Annotated in this window: 16 protein-coding genes and 1 pseudogene; 7 read left to right on the forward strand and 10 right to left on the reverse strand. The window is 35.2% G+C overall.

All coding sequences use genetic code 11. From position 1 onward, the window contains the following. Window positions 1-59: 59 nt before the first annotated feature. Entirely contained in the window at window positions 60-1,658 is a 1,599-nt protein-coding gene (locus BST92_RS06215) for an Ig-like domain-containing protein (protein ID WP_211292451.1), read from the forward strand. Here the strand turns inward: BST92_RS06215 and BST92_RS06220 are convergent. Together BST92_RS06220 and BST92_RS06225 are read right to left on the reverse strand one after the other, a co-directional pair. Then, window positions 1,645-2,424 (reverse strand): nitrilase family protein, encoded by a 780-nt coding sequence (locus BST92_RS06220; protein ID WP_105070662.1) that lies wholly within the window; start codon window positions 2,422-2,424, stop codon window positions 1,645-1,647. The genes BST92_RS06215 and BST92_RS06220 overlap by 14 nt on opposite strands. A 48-nt stretch (window positions 2,425-2,472) precedes the next feature. After that, complete coding sequence (locus BST92_RS06225; protein WP_342747842.1) at window positions 2,473-3,606, reverse strand: methionine aminotransferase; 1,134 nt, start codon at window positions 3,604-3,606, stop codon at window positions 2,473-2,475. Window positions 3,607-3,962: 356 nt separating this feature from the next. On the opposite strand from BST92_RS06225, the gene BST92_RS06230 reads away from it, so the two are divergent. Beyond that, on the forward strand, window positions 3,963-4,961 hold the full coding sequence (locus BST92_RS06230) for a fasciclin domain-containing protein (protein ID WP_105070664.1): 999 nt from the start codon (window positions 3,963-3,965) through the stop codon (window positions 4,959-4,961). A 141-nt stretch (window positions 4,962-5,102) separates the two neighbouring features. Here the strand turns inward: BST92_RS06230 and BST92_RS06235 are convergent, their stop codons facing one another. The 4 genes and pseudogenes from BST92_RS06235 to BST92_RS06250 all read right to left on the reverse strand — a co-directional run bounded on the left by BST92_RS06235 (window position 5,103) and on the right by BST92_RS06250 (window position 11,767). Further along, window positions 5,103-5,843: a succinate dehydrogenase/fumarate reductase iron-sulfur subunit gene (locus BST92_RS06235; protein WP_036583169.1), complete on the reverse strand. Its 741-nt coding sequence runs from the start codon at window positions 5,841-5,843 to the stop codon at window positions 5,103-5,105. Between the two features lie 55 nt (window positions 5,844-5,898). After that, window positions 5,899-7,901, reverse strand: a pseudogene (locus BST92_RS06240) (fumarate reductase/succinate dehydrogenase flavoprotein subunit). Window positions 7,902-7,913: 12 nt separating this feature from the next. Then, entirely contained in the window at window positions 7,914-8,576 is a 663-nt protein-coding gene (locus BST92_RS06245) for a succinate dehydrogenase cytochrome b subunit (protein ID WP_105070665.1), read from the reverse strand. Between the two features lie 344 nt (window positions 8,577-8,920). Beyond that, window positions 8,921-11,767: a VPS10 domain-containing protein gene (locus BST92_RS06250; protein WP_105070666.1), complete on the reverse strand. Its 2,847-nt coding sequence runs from the start codon at window positions 11,765-11,767 to the stop codon at window positions 8,921-8,923. A 299-nt stretch (window positions 11,768-12,066) separates the two neighbouring features. Between BST92_RS06250 and BST92_RS06255 the strand changes: the two genes are divergently transcribed. From BST92_RS06255 to BST92_RS06265, 3 genes are all read left to right on the forward strand, one after another. Further along, window positions 12,067-12,690, forward strand: a complete 624-nt coding sequence (locus tag BST92_RS06255; protein WP_245910878.1) for a DUF6503 family protein — start codon at window positions 12,067-12,069, stop codon at window positions 12,688-12,690. A gap of 291 nt (window positions 12,691-12,981) precedes the next feature. Next, window positions 12,982-14,274, forward strand: coding sequence for an aminopeptidase P family protein (locus tag BST92_RS06260; RefSeq protein WP_105070668.1), 1,293 nt, complete (start codon window positions 12,982-12,984; stop codon window positions 14,272-14,274). Between the two features lie 144 nt (window positions 14,275-14,418). Further along, window positions 14,419-14,775, forward strand: a complete 357-nt coding sequence (locus BST92_RS06265) for a hypothetical protein (RefSeq protein WP_036583154.1) — start codon at window positions 14,419-14,421, stop codon at window positions 14,773-14,775. On the opposite strand, the gene BST92_RS06270 is transcribed toward BST92_RS06265, so the two are convergent. Then, entirely contained in the window at window positions 14,776-15,288 is a 513-nt protein-coding gene (locus BST92_RS06270; protein WP_105070669.1) for a DinB family protein, read from the reverse strand. A gap of 5 nt (window positions 15,289-15,293) precedes the next feature. Continuing rightward, on the reverse strand, window positions 15,294-16,394 hold the full coding sequence (locus tag BST92_RS06275) for a CNNM domain-containing protein (RefSeq protein WP_105070670.1): 1,101 nt from the start codon (window positions 16,392-16,394) through the stop codon (window positions 15,294-15,296). A 316-nt stretch (window positions 16,395-16,710) separates the two neighbouring features. Here BST92_RS06275 and BST92_RS14995 point away from each other — a divergent pair, with 316 nt between their 5' ends. Further along, the gene (locus BST92_RS14995; protein ID WP_170061679.1) at window positions 16,711-18,144 is read left to right on the forward strand and encodes a hypothetical protein; all 1,434 of its coding nucleotides are present in this window, start codon (window positions 16,711-16,713) and stop codon (window positions 18,142-18,144) included. Between the two features lie 18 nt (window positions 18,145-18,162). After that, window positions 18,163-18,738, forward strand: a complete 576-nt coding sequence (locus BST92_RS06290) for a DUF6705 family protein (protein ID WP_105070672.1) — start codon at window positions 18,163-18,165, stop codon at window positions 18,736-18,738. A 20-nt stretch (window positions 18,739-18,758) separates the two neighbouring features. On the opposite strand, the gene hemB is transcribed toward BST92_RS06290, so the two are convergent. After that, window positions 18,759-19,739 (reverse strand): porphobilinogen synthase, encoded by a 981-nt coding sequence (gene hemB / locus BST92_RS06295; protein ID WP_105070673.1) that lies wholly within the window; start codon window positions 19,737-19,739, stop codon window positions 18,759-18,761. A gap of 104 nt (window positions 19,740-19,843) precedes the next feature. Further along, on the reverse strand, window positions 19,844-20,596 hold the full coding sequence (locus tag BST92_RS06300; protein ID WP_105070674.1) for an SDR family NAD(P)-dependent oxidoreductase: 753 nt from the start codon (window positions 20,594-20,596) through the stop codon (window positions 19,844-19,846). Window positions 20,597-20,687 lie beyond the last annotated feature (91 nt).

Raw genomic sequence — 20,687 nt, forward strand, 5'->3', positions numbered from 1 at the left:
TAATAAAAGTTTTCCATCTTTTACATAATCATAGTACCTTGCAATCGTTATTATATACTGTGAAAAAAACTTTTTTTAATATAGCGATTGTTTTATGCATAACCATTTTAGTGGTTCGATGTGCAAAACGTGGTAATCCAACTGGAGGACCTATAGATGAGGAGCCACCGGTTATCTTAAGAGCTTATCCTGATAATTATAGTGTTAATTTCAAAGCACAAGAGATTGAGATTACTTTTGATGAGTATGTTAAACTACAAGATTTACAAAAACAACTGGTTGTTTCTCCACCTCTTAAGAATAGACCTATTGTAACACCACAAGGAAGTGCGTCTAAAAAAATGACCATTACCATTACAGATACACTAGCGCCTAATACAACTTATACGCTCAATTTTGGGCAGAGTATAGTCGATAATAATGAGTCAAATCCATATCCATTTTTCAAATATGTGTTCAGTACAGGGACTTATATAGATTCTCTAAAATTGAAAGGTAAAATTACTGACGCGCTTAATTATAAAGCAGATGATTATGTAAATGTATTGCTTTACAAAATGGATGAAGAATATACAGACTCTTTAGTTTTTAAAGGACCTCCATTATACGTTTTGAATACTTTAGATAGTTTGAAGACATTTACAATGGAAAATCTTGCTGCTGGAGAATATCGACTAGTAGGAATTAAAGAAGAAAATAGCGATCTCAAGTTCAATCCACGTACAGATAAAATAGGTTATGTCACAAAGTCTGTTACAATACCTAGTGATGAGGTTTATGAATTAAAAATGTTTCAACCGGAACTAGATCCTGCAGTTAAAAAAATCACTCATGAAGCAAAGACTAAGTTATATGTAGCTTATACAGGTAAGTTAGATTCTTTAAATGTTGTATCACAAGAAAAAGACCTATTTACTAAAACCAGAATTACTAAACTAGAAGATAACGATACTTTACAGTTTTGGTTCCAGCCAGTGATTGAAATGGATAGTATCTTTTTAGATTTTAACTACAAAGATTTTGAGGGATCTAAAAAAGTAACTATTAAGGAGCGATTCACAGACAGTCTTATTGTTAAAAAGCAACGTGATTTATCACTATCTGGGCCATTAGTACTTACTGCAAGTACGCCTATCGATGCATTTGATTTGTCCAAATTTAAGGTGATAGATAAAGATTCTATAGCTTTAGAATTTGACGCGCGATTAGATGAGTTAAAAAATGAGTTAACGATAGATTTTGAGAAAGATGAGATGCAACGCTATAAAGTAGAAGTTTTACCAGGCGCAATTATTGACTTTTATGGAAAGACAACAGATACTTTAGCTTTTAACGGCACTACTAGATCAACATCTGATTATGGGAATATGGAAATCACTCTTTCTACTGGTACAAAATGGCCAGCGATTATTCAAATCGTCAAGGAAGATTTAAATGTAGTTAGACAGCAAATCGCTAGAGAAAACGGTGTTTATGCTTTTGAAAATTTAGATCCAGGTAATTATTTAATACGGGTGATATATGATGCAAATGCTAATGGAAGATATGATACAGGTAAGTTTCTAAAAGGATTACAACCAGAGGAAGTGGTTTATTTACCTCAACTAATAACCTTACAAGCAAACTGGGACGTGCGAGAGACAGTTATATTAAAGTAAATGGATCTCTATCTTCTAGAAACCTTAATTTAGATCTTAATTTCAATATATGGTCTTTTTGAAGTAGAACTGTTTTTATATTTTGATTTTCCCATGGATGTTCAATAAATTCTTGTCCTAGTACATTATAAACTTGAGAATGACCATTATATTCCATACCACTACCATCAACTCCAGTACGGTTAACGCCTATCACATAACACATGTTTTCAATTGCTCTAGCTTTTAAAAGAGCGTCCCAGGCGTTAACTCTAGGGACAGGCCAGTTAGCAACATAGATAAGTGCATCATAGTCTTGCGTGTTTCTCGCAAAAACAGGAAACCGTAAATCATAACAAATCTGTAGATTAAATTTCCATCCCAAGTAGTCTGCAATAACGGGATTTGTGCCGCTGTCATAAACTTTTTGTTCACCAGCGAGTGTAAACCGGTGTTTTTTATCATATAAAGTGTATGAGCCATCAGGGCGCATGAAAACCCCACGATTTAGAAATTTATTGTTTTCTTGAAACATGACACTACCATAGATGGCAAACTCACCTTTTTTTGCATGATCTTTAAGGTATTTATAGACTTTTTCATCACTAGCTAGCCCATGGGGTTGCATAGAAAAACCTGTGGTAAACATTTCTGGTAGAATGACAATATCTGTGATTCCATATAGTTGTTCTAGCTTGCGCGAAAACTGCTTAAGATTAACCTTTGGATTCTCCCAGACTAGATGTGTTTGTATTAAACTAACTTTTATATTCTGTTTAGGCTTCATTACTTACATTATCTTTATTAAATGTAATTATTACGTTTGAGAGTTATATTATAAGCTATTTAAAATTTGAGCTGCTGTAATTATTTCATGATCTTCTTTAGCAAAACAAAATCGTAGCATTTTAGGGTCTTTTCCATTCATGAAAACGGATATAGGTATCGCAGCTATTTTATGTTCTTTGGTTAATCTTTTCGCAAAATCGACATCATTTTCATCAGTAATGTTAGTATAATCTAATAATTGAAAATAAGTTCCTTGAGTAGGCTGAAACGAAAATTTGCTGCCATGGATTGAATTTAAAAATAAATCTCGTTTACGTTGATAAAATGCACCTAGATCTAAATATCTATTCTCTTCTTTTAAATAGTTTGCTATAGCTATTTGTGCAGGATGATTAATGCTGAAAACTAAGAATTGATGTACTTTATAGAATTCTTTCATCAAATGTTCAGGAGCTAGACAATAACCGGTTTTCCAGCCAGTAATATGAAACGTTTTACCATAGCTAGCTGTTATAAAGCTACGCTTCTTAAGTTCAGGATATCTTGCAGCACTCAAATGTTTATTTTGATCAAAAGTGATATGTTCATAAACTTCATCACTTAAGACAATTAAATCATACCTTATGGATAGACGTTCTAATTGCAGCATGTCTTGATGACTTAACATGGTTCCACTGGGATTATGTGGTGAATTAATCATAATCATTGCTGTCTTATTATTAATATGATCATTAACCACTTCCCAATCAATCTTAAAATCTGGCAACGTCATAGGTATTTCTATCGCGATTCCACCTGCCATTTGGATAGCTGGCACATAAGAATCATATGCTGGTGTAAAAACGATGACTTCGTCTCCTGGATGAATTACAGCTTGTATCGCGGTATAAATGGCTTGAGTGGCACCTGCTGTTATACAAATCTCAGTTGCTGGATTATATATAGCGCTATGTAGTTTGTTAGTTATAATTGATATCGATTCTCTTAACACAGATATGCCTGGCATAGGTGCATATTGATTATAACCATTGTTGACCGCATTAGTGTGTAATTCTTTTAAAATAGGGTCAACGGGAAAACTGGGAAATCCTTGTGATAGGTTTAAAGCATTACTATGACGTGCTAGTGCGCTCATAGTAGAAAATATAGATTCTTTAGTATTAGGGAGTTTTGAGTTCATCATAATCTAATATAAGAAAAAGATTTACTCAATAAAACTTAACAATGGTTAATGTTTTTGAATGACTTGTAACTGTTTGGGTTTTAAGCCGTGCAAAGGTAATTTTAATTTGATAAAATTCTTTATAACGGTATAATTATTCGTTAAAAATACATAAAATCGATGAAATACAATATTAATCGATATAAAACGAAATTTATCTATTTACTATTAAGGTATTGAAAAACAGGTATATAGAGTGGATTTGTTTCAATATTAAGAAAATTTTGGCTATGACGTTAAACGAATAGAAATCGCTTAAGTGCTGATATTTTAGTTGAATAGTTAATTTTGGATAATACCAATAATTAAAAATCATGAAAAACTTTACTTCACTTTTAAAATTATCTTTTGTAGCCGTATTATTCATATCCTGTAGTGGTGATGAATTAACTAATGCAGATCTTTATCAAGAAGATGTGCCTCAAAAAATATCTGACTATGTTAGCAATGATGCAGATTATACCATTTTCAAAGAAGCTATTGATGGTAGTGATATTCAAGGCTGGTTAGAGAACCAACAAAACATAACATTATTTGCTCCTACAAATGTTGCTTTTGAAAATTATCTTTCTCAAAATGGAATGACTAGTATTACTCAAATTCCTGAAGATGAATTAAGACAATTACTTAAAAATCATGTCATAGAATCTGAAGTTTTAATTAGTGATTTAAATACAGTTGAAGAGTTAATCGTAGAAACTATGGCTCAAACAACTTTTGAATCTTCTTCTCATATTATGTCTATTATATCTAATCACGATGGACTTAAAATTAATGGAGTACCAGTAACGACTCCAGATATGTTATTTGAAAATGGAGTTGTACACTCAGTAGATCAGATTGTAGAGCCTTCTACAGCCAGAACATTTATTAATGAGTGCCTTGAGTTTGCTAGTTTTAGAGCTCTAATAGAGGAATCTGCAGATGCATCTATCGCTTTGACAACATTAGAGACTAAGTTTCAATCTGGTATCTCTCAAGAATTGACTGTATTTGTACCAGATAATGCTGCTATAGCAGCTTTTAAAACAGCTATCAATGCTGCCGATTCTAATAATAATGTTTCTCAGTCCATTAATTATGCGGTTAATACTCAATTATCTTTTCAAGAAAACTATGAGGTAAGTGAGCTATCTGATGGATTAGTGATCTCTACATTAGGTTCTGATGTTTCAACCTCTATGAATTCACAAAACGGTATTACGTTTAATACTGGTCCATTCAGTGAAGTGGTAAAATTCCGTTCTCAAGATTTTACATCTATTCAAACTTCTAACGGTATTCTACTATTAACAGATAAAGTACTTTTCTAAATTATAAATACTTCATGATTTTTATAAATAAAGCTCCTAGGGTACTAGGAGCTTTATTTATGCAGTAAGGTTAAGGTTAATAAAAAACTCCATCTAGAATAGATGGAGTTTTTTTAAATCTGTTAGTAAACTAATGAGTAACTAGATATTTGCCTTTAAATATTCACTGTTCATACGTGCAATATTTTCTAGTTTAATTCCTTTAGGACATTCAATCATACAAGCTCCTGTATTTGTACAGTTACCAAATCCTTCTATATCCATTTGACGTACCATATTTTGCACACGATCAGTAGCCTCAATTTCACCTTGTGGTAATAAAGCATATTGAGAAACTTTAGCACTTGTAAATAACATCGCACTAGCATTTTTACATGCTGCAACACAAGCTCCACAACCTATACAAGTAGCTGAGTGAAATGCTTCATCTGCTTTTGCTTTTTCAATAGGAATAGAGTTAGCATCTTGAGTATTACCAGAGGTATTTACAGATACATAAGCACCAGCCTGCTGTATTCTATCAAAAGATGAACGGTCCACAATTAAATCTTTAATCACAGGAAAAGCAGCTGCTCTCCATGGCTCAATGGTAATTGTATCTCCATCATTGAACTTTCTCATGTGCAATTGACATGTGGTGGTCAACTTTTGAGGTCCATGAGGTTGTCCATTGATCATCATATTACAAGATCCACAGATACCTTCACGACAGTCATGGTCAAATTCTACTGGCTCCTCACCTTTATTAACTAATTCTTCATTTAAGATATCCATCATTTCAAGAAAAGACATGTCGCCATCTACACCATCTAGTGGATAAGTAACCATTTTTCCTTTGGCTTCAGGACCAGCCTGTCTCCATATTTTTAAAGTAAGTTTCATACTTTTTATATTTAGTTTGTCACGCTTTCGCGAAAGCGGAACATTTAAAATTCAATTATTTATAAGAACGAGTTTTCAGTTCTACGTTCTCAAACACTAGGTCTTCCTTGTGTAATTTTGCATCACGTGGATTCTCGTTATATTCCCAAGCAGATACATATGCGTAGTTCACATCATCTCTCAGTGCTTCACCTTCTTCTGTCTGGTACTCTTCACGGAAGTGACCACCACAGCTTTCATTTCTATCTAAAGCATCTTTTGCAAACAGTTCTCCTAGTTCAAGGAAGTCTGCCACGCGACCAGCTTTTTCTAATTCTTGATTTTTAGTGTCTGTACTACCAGGAACTCTTACGTTTTTCCAGAAATCAGCTCTCAATTCTGCGATTTCATCCATTGCGGTTTTTAGATCTGCAGCATTACGAGACATACCACATTTATTCCACATGATTAAACCTAGCTTTTTGTGATAATAATCTACAGAGTGTAAACCAGCTCCATTCATTAATTTTGCAATTCGATCACGAGTTTCTTTTTCTGCTTGATCAAATTCTGCAGTATCTGTAGGAATTGGTCCAGTTCTAATCTCATCTGCAAGATAATCACCTATAGTATATGGCAATACAAAATAACCATCTGCAAGACCTTGCATTAAAGCACTAGCTCCTAGACGGTTTGCACCATGATCTGAGAAGTTTGCCTCACCAGCCGCAAAACATCCTGGTACAGTAGTTTGTAAGTTGTAATCTACCCATAATCCACCCATTGTATAGTGAACAGCTGGGAAAATTTTCATAGGTACTTCATAAGGATTCTCATCTGTAATGTTCATATACATATCAAACAAGTTACCATATTTTTTCTCGATTACTTTTTACCTAGAGCAATCATCTCTGCTTCACTTGCGTCTTTATGACCACTAGTAAGTGCTTCTATTTTTCCATATCTTAAGAATGAAGCGGCAAAGTCAAGATAAACGGCATTACCTGTTTTATTAACTCCATAACCAGCATCACAACGTTCTTTTGCAGCACGTGATGCAACATCACGTGGTACTAAGTTACCAAAGGCTGGATACCTTCTTTCTAGATAATAATCTCTATCTTCTTCTTTAAGATCTACACCTCTTAATTTACCTTCACGTATTGCTTTTGCGTCTTCTAAGTTTTTAGGAACCCAGATACGTCCATCATTACGTAGTGACTCTGACATTAATGTCAGTTTAGATTGATGTTCACCACTTACAGGTATACATGTAGGGTGAATTTGTGTGTAACATGGGTTTGCAAAATAAGCACCACGGCGGTGTGTTCTCCATGCGGCCATCACGTTACTTCCCATAGCATTAGTAGAAAGGAAAAATACGTTTCCATAACCACCTGATGCTATAACCACAGCATGTGCGCCATGTCTTTCTATCTCACCAGTAACTAGGTTACGAGCAATAATACCGCGTGCTTTACCATCTACCTTTACGAGGTCTAACATCTCATGGCGGTTAAATGGCGTTACTTTACCACGGTTAATTTGTCTATTCAATGCAGAATATGCACCTAATAATAACTGTTGTCCAGTCTGTCCAGCTGCATAAAAAGTTCTAGAAACAAGTACACCACCAAAAGAGCGGTTGTCTAACAATCCACCATATTCACGTGCAAAAGGAACTCCTTGTGCTACACACTGGTCGATAATATTTGAAGATACTTCTGCAAGTCTGTGTACGTTTGCTTCACGAGATCTATAGTCACCACCTTTAATAGTATCATAGAATAAACGGAAATTCGAATCCCCATCACCTTGATAGTTTTTGGCAGCATTAATTCCACCTTGTGCTGCTATTGAGTGCGCACGACGTGGAGAATCGTTATAACAAAATGTCTTAACATTATATCCTAGCTCAGCTAGAGTTGCAGCGGCACTACCACCGGCAAGTCCTGTTCCTACAACGATAACATCAATATTACGCTTGTTTGCAGGATTAACTAGATTAATGTGATTTTTATGATTTACCCACTTTTCAGCAAGTGGTCCTTTAGGTACTTTAGAATCTAATACTGACATAATTTATTATTATTAGTGAGTAAAGTGATGATACAATGCGATGAAAATGAAACCTGCAGGTATTATTACAGACCAGGCATAGGTTGCTTTTCTTAATCCTTCACCTTTATTAACTGCTTTTGCTCCCATGGACTGGAAAGAACTATTAAATCCATGCCATAAGTGCATTGCTAGTAAAATAAAAGAAATTACATAAAGACCTACTCTTACTGGGCTTACAAATTTCTCTTTTAACTCTGGTAAATATCTTGTAGGATTTTCTGGTGCAAAGTCTATGTATTTTACTGTCATTTCATGAACCCAGAAGTCGTACATGTGCAATCCTAAAAATGCAAGAACAACCAGACCTGTAATAATCATATTACGAGACACCCAAGTTGAGTTTGCATTACCAGAATATTTTGAATATTTAATGGGACGTGCTTTGTTATTTTTAATTTCAAGAGCTATACCCATAACAAAGTGAACGATTAATCCACCTATAAGAATAGGTTGTGCAATGAATTGAACTAATGGGTTGTAGCCCATAAAGTGTGACCACTCATTAAAAGTGTCTGGTGCTATAACAGATGTAATGTTTATAACAAAATGCTGTGTTAGGAATACAACCAGAAACAGACCCGAAAGTGCCATTATCCACTTTCTAGCAATAGAAGATTTTACTAATGCGCTCATGTATAATTTTTTAGTTTGACGCAAAGATAACTTTCAGCCACTGGATTTTCAATCGTTAGAGATAAAAGCATGACTACTCTGTCTTATTTGGATTGAATCTTAATAGCTTTAAGGCTGCTTTACTTTTTCAATAGTAGTAATAAGGTGTTTTTCCTTACGTAAGATATGTTAAGGTAGTGTTGGAATTTTTGCGAGTGTGCAATTTTTGATTATTGTCATTATTTTTCTTTATACAGCAAATTTGATATGAAAAATGTAGCATAAGTTCTCAAGACGACCTTGTCCTTGAACTCTACTATCAAAATATAAATTAAAAATTCTAGACTCCTAGCTCAATATACTACCTACTCAACCATTTCAAGTACTTGCTCAGCACTTCCCGTATTACCAGTGATTTTCACTGTGTATTTCCCGACTGGTAAATAGGTTTTTCCGTTATCTGCGGTTTTAGGCTTGTCTTTGAATCGCTTAATACCAGATTTTGAAATAGAGCCATCATAAGTATAGAAATTCAAGCCTTTGTCTGCCGTTGTAGCTAGTTCTTGAATGGTTTTACCATTTTCATTGAGGATTTCTATTTTTACTTTACTGGCTGTTGGACTGTAAAAAGCAAGTTCTATAGAAGGTTCCGGTCCTTCACTCCACATAAATCCTTTACTACCGTAACGAGAAGAAGCTCTTGTTTTATCAACTTTTGCAAAAGCGAAATCATTTCCTATAATTTCTAGAGCATCTAAATCTGCTAGGTAAATAGAACGGCCGTGAGTTCCTACCAGTAAATGATTCTCTTCAGGCTGAATTTTTAAATCATGAACGGCTACTGGTGGCATTCCAACTGTGAGTAAGTTCCATGTGTTACCAGTATCAGTACTTATATAAGTAGCATTATCTGTTCCTACAAAAAGAATATGCTCTTTTTTAGGGTGCTCTATAATTACATTTACTGCTGATGTAGGTATTGATAATCCGATGTTCTTCCACGTTTTTCCATAATCTTCACTCATATATATATAAGGTGTAAAATCATCAAAACGGTAACCATTAAGAGTGACGTAAACACGCCCTTTTTTATGTTGAGATGCCACTACGCGACTCACCCAAAGATTTGCTGGCCAGCCACCATTGAGTTGTTCCCATTCTACACCACCATCTTTAGTGACTTGCACCAGTCCATCATCAGTACCTGTGTAAATCAACCCAAATTGAAACGGCGATTCACTGATGGTAGTTAGTGTTCCATAAGCTACATTTCCTTCTTTGCCACCTTGGGTTAAGTCTGGAGAAATAGCGGTCCAGTCATCACCTTGATTCATAGAACGGTGCAATTTATTACCACCTAAGTATAAAATGTCTTGGTTATGAGAGCTCAGCAAAATAGGCGTTTGCCAGTTGAAACGGTATGGAGATTCTCCTAGTTCATGTTTAGGCTGGATGTACTTGCGGTCGCCAGTTCCACGATTGATTCTAAAATAATTACCAAATTGATAACCCGTATAAACAATGTCGCTATTGCGTGAGTCAATCTGAATTTGCATACCGTCGCCACCCATTATGGTTTCCCATGGGTAATTACCACGCTGGTGCCATTCTCTATCTTCAGTAGCATTATGAGGACCTACCCAAACGCCATTATCCTGTAAACCACCATAAATACGATATGGCTTTTGTAAGTCATAATTGATGGCATAAAACTGCCCTACACTAGGTGAATTGTTTTTAATCCAAGTCTCACCATCATCATAAGAGATGTTAAGTCCACCATCATTACCGTTGATAAGATGACCGCGTTTATTAGGATTAATCCATAGTGCGTGATGATCTGCATGTACGTTTTCTCTTGAAATACTTTCCCAGTTCTTACCACCATCTTTAGATTTTATAATAGGGACACCCATCACGTAAACATGGTTCACATCGCTAGGATCTACGCGCACTTGAGCAAAGTAATATCCATAGCTGTAAAACACATCATCTATTTGACCTTCGTGTGTTTTGTTCCACGTTTTTCCACCATCATTACTGCGGTATAGTTCGGCACCTTTTACAGGTGTATCAAATAGTTGTGTGTTTGCATTTTCAAGATATTTGGCCACATCTAGCGGTGTGGCATCACCACTGCGCACCATGTTTTTTACGTTGTCTGCTCGGTATTTTTCTTGGAAACCATTTCTTTTTAGAAACTTGTTAAGTTTATCGTTATCGAGTTTTAAGAAAGCCTCTTTAGACATGGATTTAAAGTCGTCTTTAGATAAGCTGTTTGCAGAGTCCGCTTTCGCGAAAGCGTTATTACCACTATCATCCTTATCTCTACGAAACTGTGAATCATGTATAGCATATACCGTGTTATCATCATATACAGCAAGCCCTATACGGCCTACACCAGAACCTACTGGGAAACCGCTTTTTTCTATCGTGATCTTATTCCATGTTTGTCCAGCGTCTATACTTTTATAAATAGCACTTGCATCGCCATCTCCATCAAAGTTCCATGCTTTACGGTCTTTTTCCCAGCTCGCAGCATACATAATATTAAAATTTTGAGGGCTGTGTGCTAGATCTATAAAACCAGCCATGTCTGTTGCAAAAAGTGTTTTTTTCCACGACTTTCCACCATCTTGAGTGGTGTAAATACCACGAGAATCACTTTTGGAATACAATGGTCCTGTCACAGCAACGATTACATGATCACCATTTGAAGGATTGATTAAGATACGACCTATGTGATGTGAGTCTGTAAGCATAGGTTGACTCCATGTTTTTCCCCAATCTGTTGATTTTAAAACACCTATACCGGTATAGCTGCTACGGCTAGAGTTATTTTCTCCAGTTCCTGCCCATATTGTTTTGGCAGTCCAATCTACCGCAATATCACCTAGGTTTATCGTTCCTGCACCATCCATAATAGGTGTGAAACTCGTTCCATTATTATTAGAATACCATAATCCACCACTAGCATAGGCTACTAACATTTCTGTAGGGTCTGCAGGGTTTACATCTACATCTACAACACGACCAGACATGATGGTAGGACCTACATTTTTAAATTTTAGGTTTTTAAATAGCGAGTTTTGCGCCATTTGTCGGTGTTGTTCTAGACCTTGTTGGACTTGAATTGCAGCAGTCGCTTTCGGGCTCTGACAAAAGCCTATGAAACTAGAAAATATTATGGCAAAGGATAGAACTTTGTTCATGGATGTTTTTTTTGGTGCTTAAAGATAAGCAAGGCGGTTTTTAAAATTCTTATTCTAACATTTTTTTACCACGATGCTAACATAATCGTGATACACTTTTTATACTTTTCCAACATGAAAAAATATTATTAACCTTATTTGCAGGTGCTTTATTAATATCTTGTAAGAGTGAAAACAAAAAAGAGGCATTACCTCTTCAAACAGAAATTGCACCAGTTGAGCAAATAGATTTATCTATATATCCTCCAGCATATCAAGATGTCCTAGCCGCACACGGTGGGCTTGCGCAATGGAACGCTATGCAAAGCCTCACTTTTACTATGCCTAAAGAAACAGGTAATGAGGTGCATACTACAGACTTAAAGTCACGCGATATTTTAATAGAAACTGATAAGTATCAAATAGGTTCTGAAAGTGGTAAGGTATGGCTGGCTCAAGACAGTACTTATTACCCTAAAGAACGTGCACGTTTTTATCACAACCTTATGTTTTATTTCTACACTATGCCATTTATCCTAGCAGACAATGGAATAATGTACAGCGAGGTTGTTGCTTTAGAAAAAGATGGGATTTCATATCCAGGTCTTAAAATTGCATATAAGGCAAACGTAGGCGACTCACCAGATGATGAGTATATTTTATACTATCATCCAGAAACTAAAAAGATGGAATGGCTAGCATATACCGTTACTAGAGGTCAAGGTTCTAAGTCAACAGATTTTCATTTTATAAAATACAATAAGTGGCAAGATGTAAATGGATTGTTATTACCTGAAGAATTAATCTGGTATAAAAGTGAAGATAATCTACCTACAGAAGCTAGAGGTGAACCAAGAGTTTTTACAAATGTTGATATTGATGCTAGTCATATGGGTGCAGATTATTATATGATACCAGATAATGGTATTTATGTAGATGAATAATATCTCACTTATTTATAGTAATTTAAGACCATCAACCACAATCTTTAAATTATTATGGAAGTTGCAAGGTATATCATCATTGGAATTGTATTAGCTGCTATTTTATTGCTTGTTATTACTTTTTTAAAAAATCAAAAAAAGCGTAAAAGAAGACCTTAATTTTAAATGTTATAGATTTCTGTAAACCTTTGCTATCTGTTGTAGCATTGGTATCTTGCTGGCCGTTTTAATGCAATTACTTTAAAGTGTATTAAAATGAGCTTAATACTATTATTTACTACAAATTAAATTATGAAATATCACCCTATAGATCCTAAACTCTTTATTAAAAATCGTAAAAATTTTATGGTCAAAATGAAGCCATCGAGTCTAGCCGTTTTTAATTCAAACGATATTTTTACTACTGGAGCAGATAGTACCATGCCGTTTAAGCAACATAGAGATATATTTTATTTAAGTGGTGCAGATCAAGAAAATACCATTCTCGTATTATTTCCAGATAGTCCAGACCCAGCACATCGCGAGGTGTTATTTGTGACAGAAACAAATGAGCATATCGCTATATGGGAAGGAGAAAAACTTACTAAAGAACGTGCTACAGAAGTGTCTGGGATTAAGACCGTTTATTGGTTAAGTGATTTTGATAAGAAGTTTTTTGAAATGATGACACAGTGCGACACAATTTATTTCAATACTAATGAGCATTACCGCCAGGCTGTTGAAATGGAAACTCGTGAAGATCGTTTTATTAAAAAGACTAAAGCGCAATATCCAGCACATAACTATGCAAAATCAGCTCCTATTTTACAGCGCTTGCGTGCGGTAAAAGATCAGATCGAAATTGATTTGCTGCAAAAGGCTTGTGATATCACAAATGCAGGTTTCCGTCGTGTTCTAGAGTTTACAAAACCTGGTGTGATGGAGTTTGATCTAGAGGCAGAGTTTTTACACGAGTTTATAAGAAGACGTAGTGACGGTTTTGCCTACACACCTATTATTGCGAGTGGTAATAATGCAAACGTATTGCACTATATAGAGAATAATCAAGAATGTAAAGACGGTGATTTAATTCTTATCGATGCAGGTGCGCAGTATGCAAACTATGCCAGCGATATGTCTAGAACTATTCCTGTAAACGGTCGTTATACAGACCGTCAAAAAGCAGTTTATAATGCAGTATTAAGAGTGAAAAATGAAGCCACTAAGATGCTAGTACCTGGGACACTGTGGAAAGAATACCATGTTGAGGTAGGTAAAATCATGACTAGTGAGTTAATAGGTCTAGGTCTTCTCGATAAAACCGATGTACAAAATGAAAATCCGAACTGGCCAGCTTATAAGAAATATTTCATGCATGGAACATCTCACCATATGGGGCTGGATACACATGATTATGGGATTTTATGGGAACCTATGCAGGCGGGAAATGTGTTTACCGTTGAACCAGGTATCTATTTGCCAGAAGAAGGTTTTGGAATTAGACTAGAAGATGACGTAGTTATCAATAGTAGTGGTGAACCATTTAATTTAATGCGTGACATACCTATTGAAATTGAAGAAATTGAAGACTTGATGAATAAATAGCAAGTGTCTTATTAATCACAATGCCGTTTTACTTATGTAGAGCGGCATTTTTTATTGAATATTTATCGGTATTATGTTTGAAAAGCTTTTAAATAATACGCTTTCGCGAAAGCATAATCCTAACACACATCGTACTTTTACAGCATGAGTAGAGATGAACAATTAAAGGAACGATGGGCGCAGACAGTTGCCTTTTTTCAAGAGCGATTCAGTGATGGAGAACAAATGGATATAGATGCTATATTGTTCATGATAGGAGTTCAAGAATTGGGACAGCTGCATCGTAAGTTTCAGAAAGATGAGAAATATCAACTCATGCACATTGCGATATGTCGTGTTCTAGAACCTTATGGCTATTATGAATTCTCGCATTTTGATGATGATAAATGGCCACATTATATCGTAAAAGAGAATTTGCCTCCGCTTAAAGCTGGAGAACAGTCTTTATTAATGAAAGAAGCAATAGTACAGTATATGATTGATGCTGAGGTTATCAATTAATTACCAGCCGCTATATCTAGGCAAGTCTATGTTACACATGTTGAGATATACAACAAGTTGACCACGATGATGGGTAACGTGATCCTGCAACAGATTAAGAATTTGTAATCTAGACTTCGGTCCAGCATAAAACTCGACAACTTCTTCAAACTTTTTACTATCCATAGCTTTTACGGCATTAAAGATGTCGTCAAATCTAGATTGCAGGGCAATAATTAGATCTTCTTTAGATAAATCAGATAGGTCTTCTGGTTCTCCTACAGTTTCTAGATTAAAGTAAGTTGTGCCCAGCCATTTCATATTACCTTCTATATGTATCAATTGAGTTTTAAAACTCATTTGACGTTTTGTAGGCTTGAAGTCGTATTTATCTTCAGGCATGGCCTGTGCCATTTCAATAAGATATTCTTTTGAATTATTCCACTTTTCTAAAAAAGCACTTTTAACATCAGATTGCTGTGACGTGCTTATGCTGCTCGTAAGTATAGCTAGAAGTAAAAGAATTCTTTTCATTAGTTTTATAAATTAGTACCTTGATCTGGATTTTCAAGTCCTAGAGATTTTGATCTCTTCTCCCAGTTTTTACGTGCTAATTGCTGCATGTCCTCAACGTTATCACTTTCATCCATAATTTCTAATCCTAGCATGGTTTCAATGACATCTTCCATAGTAACGACACCTTGCACGCTACCATAATCATCTACCACAAGTGCCATATGCTCCTTAGTAGCAATCATTTTTTCAAACAATTGTGGGATAGGCATATTTGCTGGCACCATAGAAATTTCGCGACGTAAATCTTCAAGAGTTTCTGCTGGTTTATCGTGTATAATATCTTCTAGAATATGATCTTTAAGTACATAACCTTTAATATCATCTCTATTAGTACCAAAGACGGGAATACGAGAAAAACGCAATTCTTGATTTTCAGTAAAGAAATCTTTAATCTTCATAGATTGTGGCGCCATAAACATGACAGAGCGTGGTGTCATGACATCTTTAACTTCGATCTGGTTGAAGTTCATTAAACTCTTGATGTATTGACCTTCGCTAGGATCAAAAACGCCTTCTTTCTCTGCTGTATCTGTTATTGCAATAAAGTCTTCACGAGTCATGGTGTTCATATGAGCACTTTTACCAATGGCTTTAGTGGTTAATTGTAATACCCATAAAATTCCTAACCATTTTAATGGAAAAATCATGATATTTAATGCTGTAGTCGTAAAACCAGCAAGGCTTTGCCAGTAAGTCGCCCCAATCGTCTTAGGAATGATTTCAGACACTACAAGAATTAAAACGGTCATGATACCCGATACAATCCCAACAAATGGTATCCCAAAATAACTGCTGTCATATCCACTACCACTTACCATATTTTCGGCTTGAACACCTACTAAAATAGCACCTACCGTATGAGCAAGAGTATTTAAAGTGAGTATGGCAATAAGTGGCTTATCGACATCTTTTTTAAGTTCTTTTAATGCTGGAATATAGGAAGCACCTTCTTGACCTTTTACTTTCATAAAAGTACCAGTAATACTAAGTAATACAGCCTCTAGAATAGAGCATAAAAAGGAAAAGAAAATCGATACCGTTGCGTAAATAAGGAGTAATCCCATGAATAGTTTTTTGTAAAGTTAATTGGAATAGTTCTAAAATGAAATTTAGCAAAGTTTTTTTGGAATATCTAAGAATTTAAAAGAACTTTACATTGTAAAATTTGATAAAACAAACAAATATTATAGTTGTAATCTGGTTAAAATCATAAGTAGTTTGTTAATTCTATTACTTTTGATGAGTTGTGAAGGTAATATGGCTTTAGAAACATCAAAGAGTGAGGCTAAATATTCCCTAGAAATCCTTAATCAATTACCGAGAAATACTAAATTGATTAATTCTCTTCGATCGGTTAAAAATAAATTGGCTAATTCAGATTTGCAGAAATCTTATTACGATAGTGTTAATAATATCTATATTGATGAAAACCATATCAACTATCTAAGCAGTGGACAGTACGAAAGCTATACATTTTCGGTATATGACCCAATAGATACAACAAGAGTTAGCAACTTATTGTTTCACAAAAGATATGATGGTAGTTTTACACCTATACTTTTTAAATACGATAAATCTGACGCAATAAATCCAGATAATCTTAGCATTGAATATGAAGTGATTTCAACTAACTTTCAAAAATCAGCCAGTATTGCGGGACTTCTTGAGCCTTGTGGAATGACTAGTGATTGTGCTTGTTGGAGAATAGGTGAAACCTACGATGATGGAACATTTCAGATAATAATAGAAACGACAACAGATGATTGTACGATATCTTTTATTGATGACGGTTCCGATGGCGGATCAGGTGGTGGAGGCGGCTCTGGATCGGGAAGTGGTTCTGGAACTGGTGGTTCTGGATCGGGAAGTGGTTCTGGAACTGGAGGTTCTGGATCAGGATCTGGTAGCGGTTCATCAGGAAGTGGCTCTGGAAATGGAGCTGGTAGTTCAGGATCAGGTAATGGTTCATCAAGTGGTGGTTCAACTGGCAACAATAATCCTGATGATCCTAATGAAAAAACACCGTGTTTATCTTTGTCAAATGGTGATTGTGCTGGAGCTGTAAGTGTAACGATACCAAGTCCTACGCAAGATTCTAAAGCTGAGGAATTGAAAGCAATAACAGACGATGCAGTTGTAAACTCAGAATTAATAAGGGTTCAATCTTTAATTGACAGTGATAGTTCTGGTAATTATTCTGAAGATGGTGCAAAAATTGTTAAAAGAGATGGACAACCTACAACCTCAAGACAACCTTCTGAGAAATTGGGGAATGAAGTTTACTATGATGATCCAGCACCAGAAAACGAAAATATAAGTATTCATATTCATCAAACAAAAGCTAAAGTAGTAGATAGATATGGTGATGAAATTATAGTAGAAACTATTCCAGCACCGTCAAATTTTGATGTTTTAAAATTTCTACAAAATTGTGATGAAGCTCAAGACAACGCAAATGATGATTTAGAATTTGAAGACATAATTCATATAGTTCCAACTATTATAGGCACCTATGCAATCGTTGTTAATGATAGTTTAATGGATAATTCAACTACTCCGCCACAAACTGAGGCTGAGAGTGCTTTAGATGAGTTGATAGCTCCAAATAATCCGGATGCTTTTTATGACTTTATAGATGAATACAAAATTAAAATTGTCAAAAATTCTGATCAGAAAACTGACCAAAGATTAAGGGATGATTTTATAAACTTCATTAATAATTATAAACTTCCTTCTGGTAGAAGTTTAGGCCTAACTATTTATTTAGCAGATAGAAATACCGATGGTTCCATTAATGAATGGATAAAACAATAATATAGATAATTACAAGAAATGAAATATTTAATTACATTAACAGCAATCTTATTTATCAATGTTCTAATGGCACAAGAGTTTCCTCTTGAACAGCGTCATTTTATTAATGAGAATAATTTAGAAAGCGCTTATTTTAAGGATATAAATGGCCATTTAGATAAGTTTTTAGGTGTGTGGAAATACGATGATGGTATCACCTCTTTTGAAATACAAATCTTAAAAAACACTAAGGAATATTTACAATACTATCAAACTGACCAGATTTATGTGAAGTTTAAATTGATGCAAAATGGTACGGTAATCTATGACTATTTGAATTCAACTGATGAAAATTTGAAAATTTGGATATCAGGATCATTAGATGGTAATAGTCTTAATAAGTGCGAAATGCTTTATCTAGAACCTACGGATATTCCATATAATAGATCAAATGAACCTAGATTACTATTAACTCATTCAATGAATTTAAATTTTCCTGGTGGGACTACAACTGCCCAAGAAACCATTCAATGGAATTTAGAATATGGTAAGCAACGTGACAGTGATCCATGGCCTTTTAAGATTCCTAGCCAAATGACTTTAGTTAAACAGTAAAATAAAAGATATTTACAATGTTAAGAACGATGCAATAATTTCACCACATCTTTAGCAAAATAACTAGCTATTAAATCGGCGCCAGCTCTTTTAATGGCAGTAACTTGTTCCATCATAACAGCATCGTGGTTGAGCCAGCCTTTCTCGGCAGCAGCTTTAAGCATGGCATATTCACCACTTACTTGATAAACACTAATGGGAACTTCTACTTCATTTTTTAAATCACGTACGATATCTAAGTAGCATAATCCTGGTTTTATCATCACAATATCAGCTCCTTCATCGATGTCCATTAAAGTTTCTCTTATGGCTTCACTTCGATTTGCAGGATCCATTTGATAGGTTTTTTTATCTCCAAAACCTGGTGCACTATCCAGTGCATCTCTAAAAGGTCCATAAAAAGCACTTGCATACTTTGCGCTGTAACTCATGATTCCGGTATTCTTAAAACCTTCTTCTTCCAGCGCTTCACGTATATATAGAATACGGCCATCCATCATATCACTTGGAGCGACCATGTCTGCTCCAGCTTGCGCATGCGAAATACTCATTTGAGCCAGTACTTCGGCGGTTTCATCGTTGAGGATTTGTCCATTTTCGACTATTCCATCATGACCGTAACTGGAATAAGGATCTAGAGCAACATCAGTCATGACGTACATGTCAGGTGCCACATCTTTTACTGCTTTGATAGAACGTTGCATGAGACCATCTGCATTAATTGCTTCAGTTCCTTTATTGTCTTTAAGGTGATCTGGAACTTTTACAAAAAGCAATACACTTTTCAATCCCATTGACCAGAGCGTTTTTACTTCTTCTTTCAATAAGTCGAGACTGAATCTATAGTAGTCAGGCATAGAAGGAATTTCTTCTTTTACACCAGTTCCTTCTACTATAAATAGTGGAACAATAAAATCATTAGGTGAGATAATGGTCTCTTGAACCATTGATCTTATAGAGTTGTTTGTTCTTAATCTTCTATTACGTCTTAATGGGTACATATAAAAAGTGTAAATCGTTTATTTTAAAATTTAAGTTTTAAAGCTGAATTATATTAAAACTATTATTTGTAAAGTTTAAAGAATTAATTAAAGACCAATCTTGTCTATAACTCCTTCTTCAACACAGTACTGCTCGCTTGCGCAGTACACATCACTGTTAAGTCTGCAATATTTACATGCGCAGGTCTGGTTACGGCAAATAAAATAACATCTGCTACATCTTGTGCTTGTAATGCGAGGTAACCTTGGTATACTTTTTCAGCTCTTTCAGTATCACCTTTAAATCGCACTTCACTGAAATTAGTTTCCACCAGTCCAGGATTTACAGCACCTACACGTATTCCATAAGGATTTAAATCTAATCGCATTCCAGTGGTTATGGCATCTACAGCATGTTTTGATCCACAATAAACATTCCCGTTAGGGTATACTTCTTTTCCTGCTGTAGAACCTATATTAATGATTTGGCCACGTTTTCTATCTCGCATTTGAGGTATAATCGCGTTACTCACATAAAGTAATCCTTTAACATTAATGTCCAGCATTGCATCCCAATCTTCTATACTGCCTTTATCAATTGGGTCTAGGCCATGTGCATTACCAGCGTTATTTATCAAAATGTCAATTTCATTAAACGGTGCTTGTAAACTTGCAATTTGAGTAGCAACTATATCTTTATCTCGCACATCAAATGCTAATGTTTCTACCGGCACTACTGTGCTGAGTTCATCTTTAAGCTCTGCTAGTTTTTTAGTATTTCTACCACATAATACGATGGCAAATCCATTTTCAGCTAGTGTAATTGCTGTTGCGAGTCCTATGCCACTTGTGGCACCTGTAATTAATGCTGTTTTCATTGCGAGTACTTTATACAAAAATAAGCAATAGTTGGGTTCGGGTACGCTTCCGCGAAAGCGTAATTAACACACTCTTATTACTCTTTCAATA

It is taken from the genome of Nonlabens arenilitoris, assembly GCF_002954765.1.
GTDB lineage: Bacteria > Bacteroidota > Bacteroidia > Flavobacteriales > Flavobacteriaceae > Nonlabens > Nonlabens arenilitoris.

Coding starts and splice junctions, on each gene's coding strand:
- BST92_RS06230 (WP_105070664.1), top strand. CDS start 3,963: ATGAAAAACTTTACTTCACTTTTAAAATTATCTTTTGTAGCCGTATTA.
- BST92_RS06290 (WP_105070672.1), top strand. CDS start 18,163: ATGAAATATTTAATTACATTAACAGCAATCTTATTTATCAATGTTCTA.
- BST92_RS06220 (WP_105070662.1), bottom strand. CDS start 2,424: ATGAAGCCTAAACAGAATATAAAAGTTAGTTTAATACAAACACATCTA.
- BST92_RS06245 (WP_105070665.1), bottom strand. CDS start 8,576: ATGAGCGCATTAGTAAAATCTTCTATTGCTAGAAAGTGGATAATGGCA.
- BST92_RS06300 (WP_105070674.1), bottom strand. CDS start 20,596: ATGAAAACAGCATTAATTACAGGTGCCACAAGTGGCATAGGACTCGCA.
- BST92_RS06255 (WP_245910878.1), top strand. CDS start 12,067: ATGCAAAGCCTCACTTTTACTATGCCTAAAGAAACAGGTAATGAGGTG.
- BST92_RS06225 (WP_342747842.1), bottom strand. CDS start 3,606: ATGAACTCAAAACTCCCTAATACTAAAGAATCTATATTTTCTACTATG.
- BST92_RS06265 (WP_036583154.1), top strand. CDS start 14,419: ATGAGTAGAGATGAACAATTAAAGGAACGATGGGCGCAGACAGTTGCC.
- BST92_RS06275 (WP_105070670.1), bottom strand. CDS start 16,394: ATGGGATTACTCCTTATTTACGCAACGGTATCGATTTTCTTTTCCTTT.
- BST92_RS06270 (WP_105070669.1), bottom strand. CDS start 15,288: ATGAAAAGAATTCTTTTACTTCTAGCTATACTTACGAGCAGCATAAGC.
- BST92_RS06235 (WP_036583169.1), bottom strand. CDS start 5,843: ATGAAACTTACTTTAAAAATATGGAGACAGGCTGGTCCTGAAGCCAAA.
- BST92_RS06250 (WP_105070666.1), bottom strand. CDS start 11,767: ATGAACAAAGTTCTATCCTTTGCCATAATATTTTCTAGTTTCATAGGC.
- hemB (WP_105070673.1), bottom strand. CDS start 19,739: ATGTACCCATTAAGACGTAATAGAAGATTAAGAACAAACAACTCTATA.
- BST92_RS06260 (WP_105070668.1), top strand. CDS start 12,982: ATGAAATATCACCCTATAGATCCTAAACTCTTTATTAAAAATCGTAAA.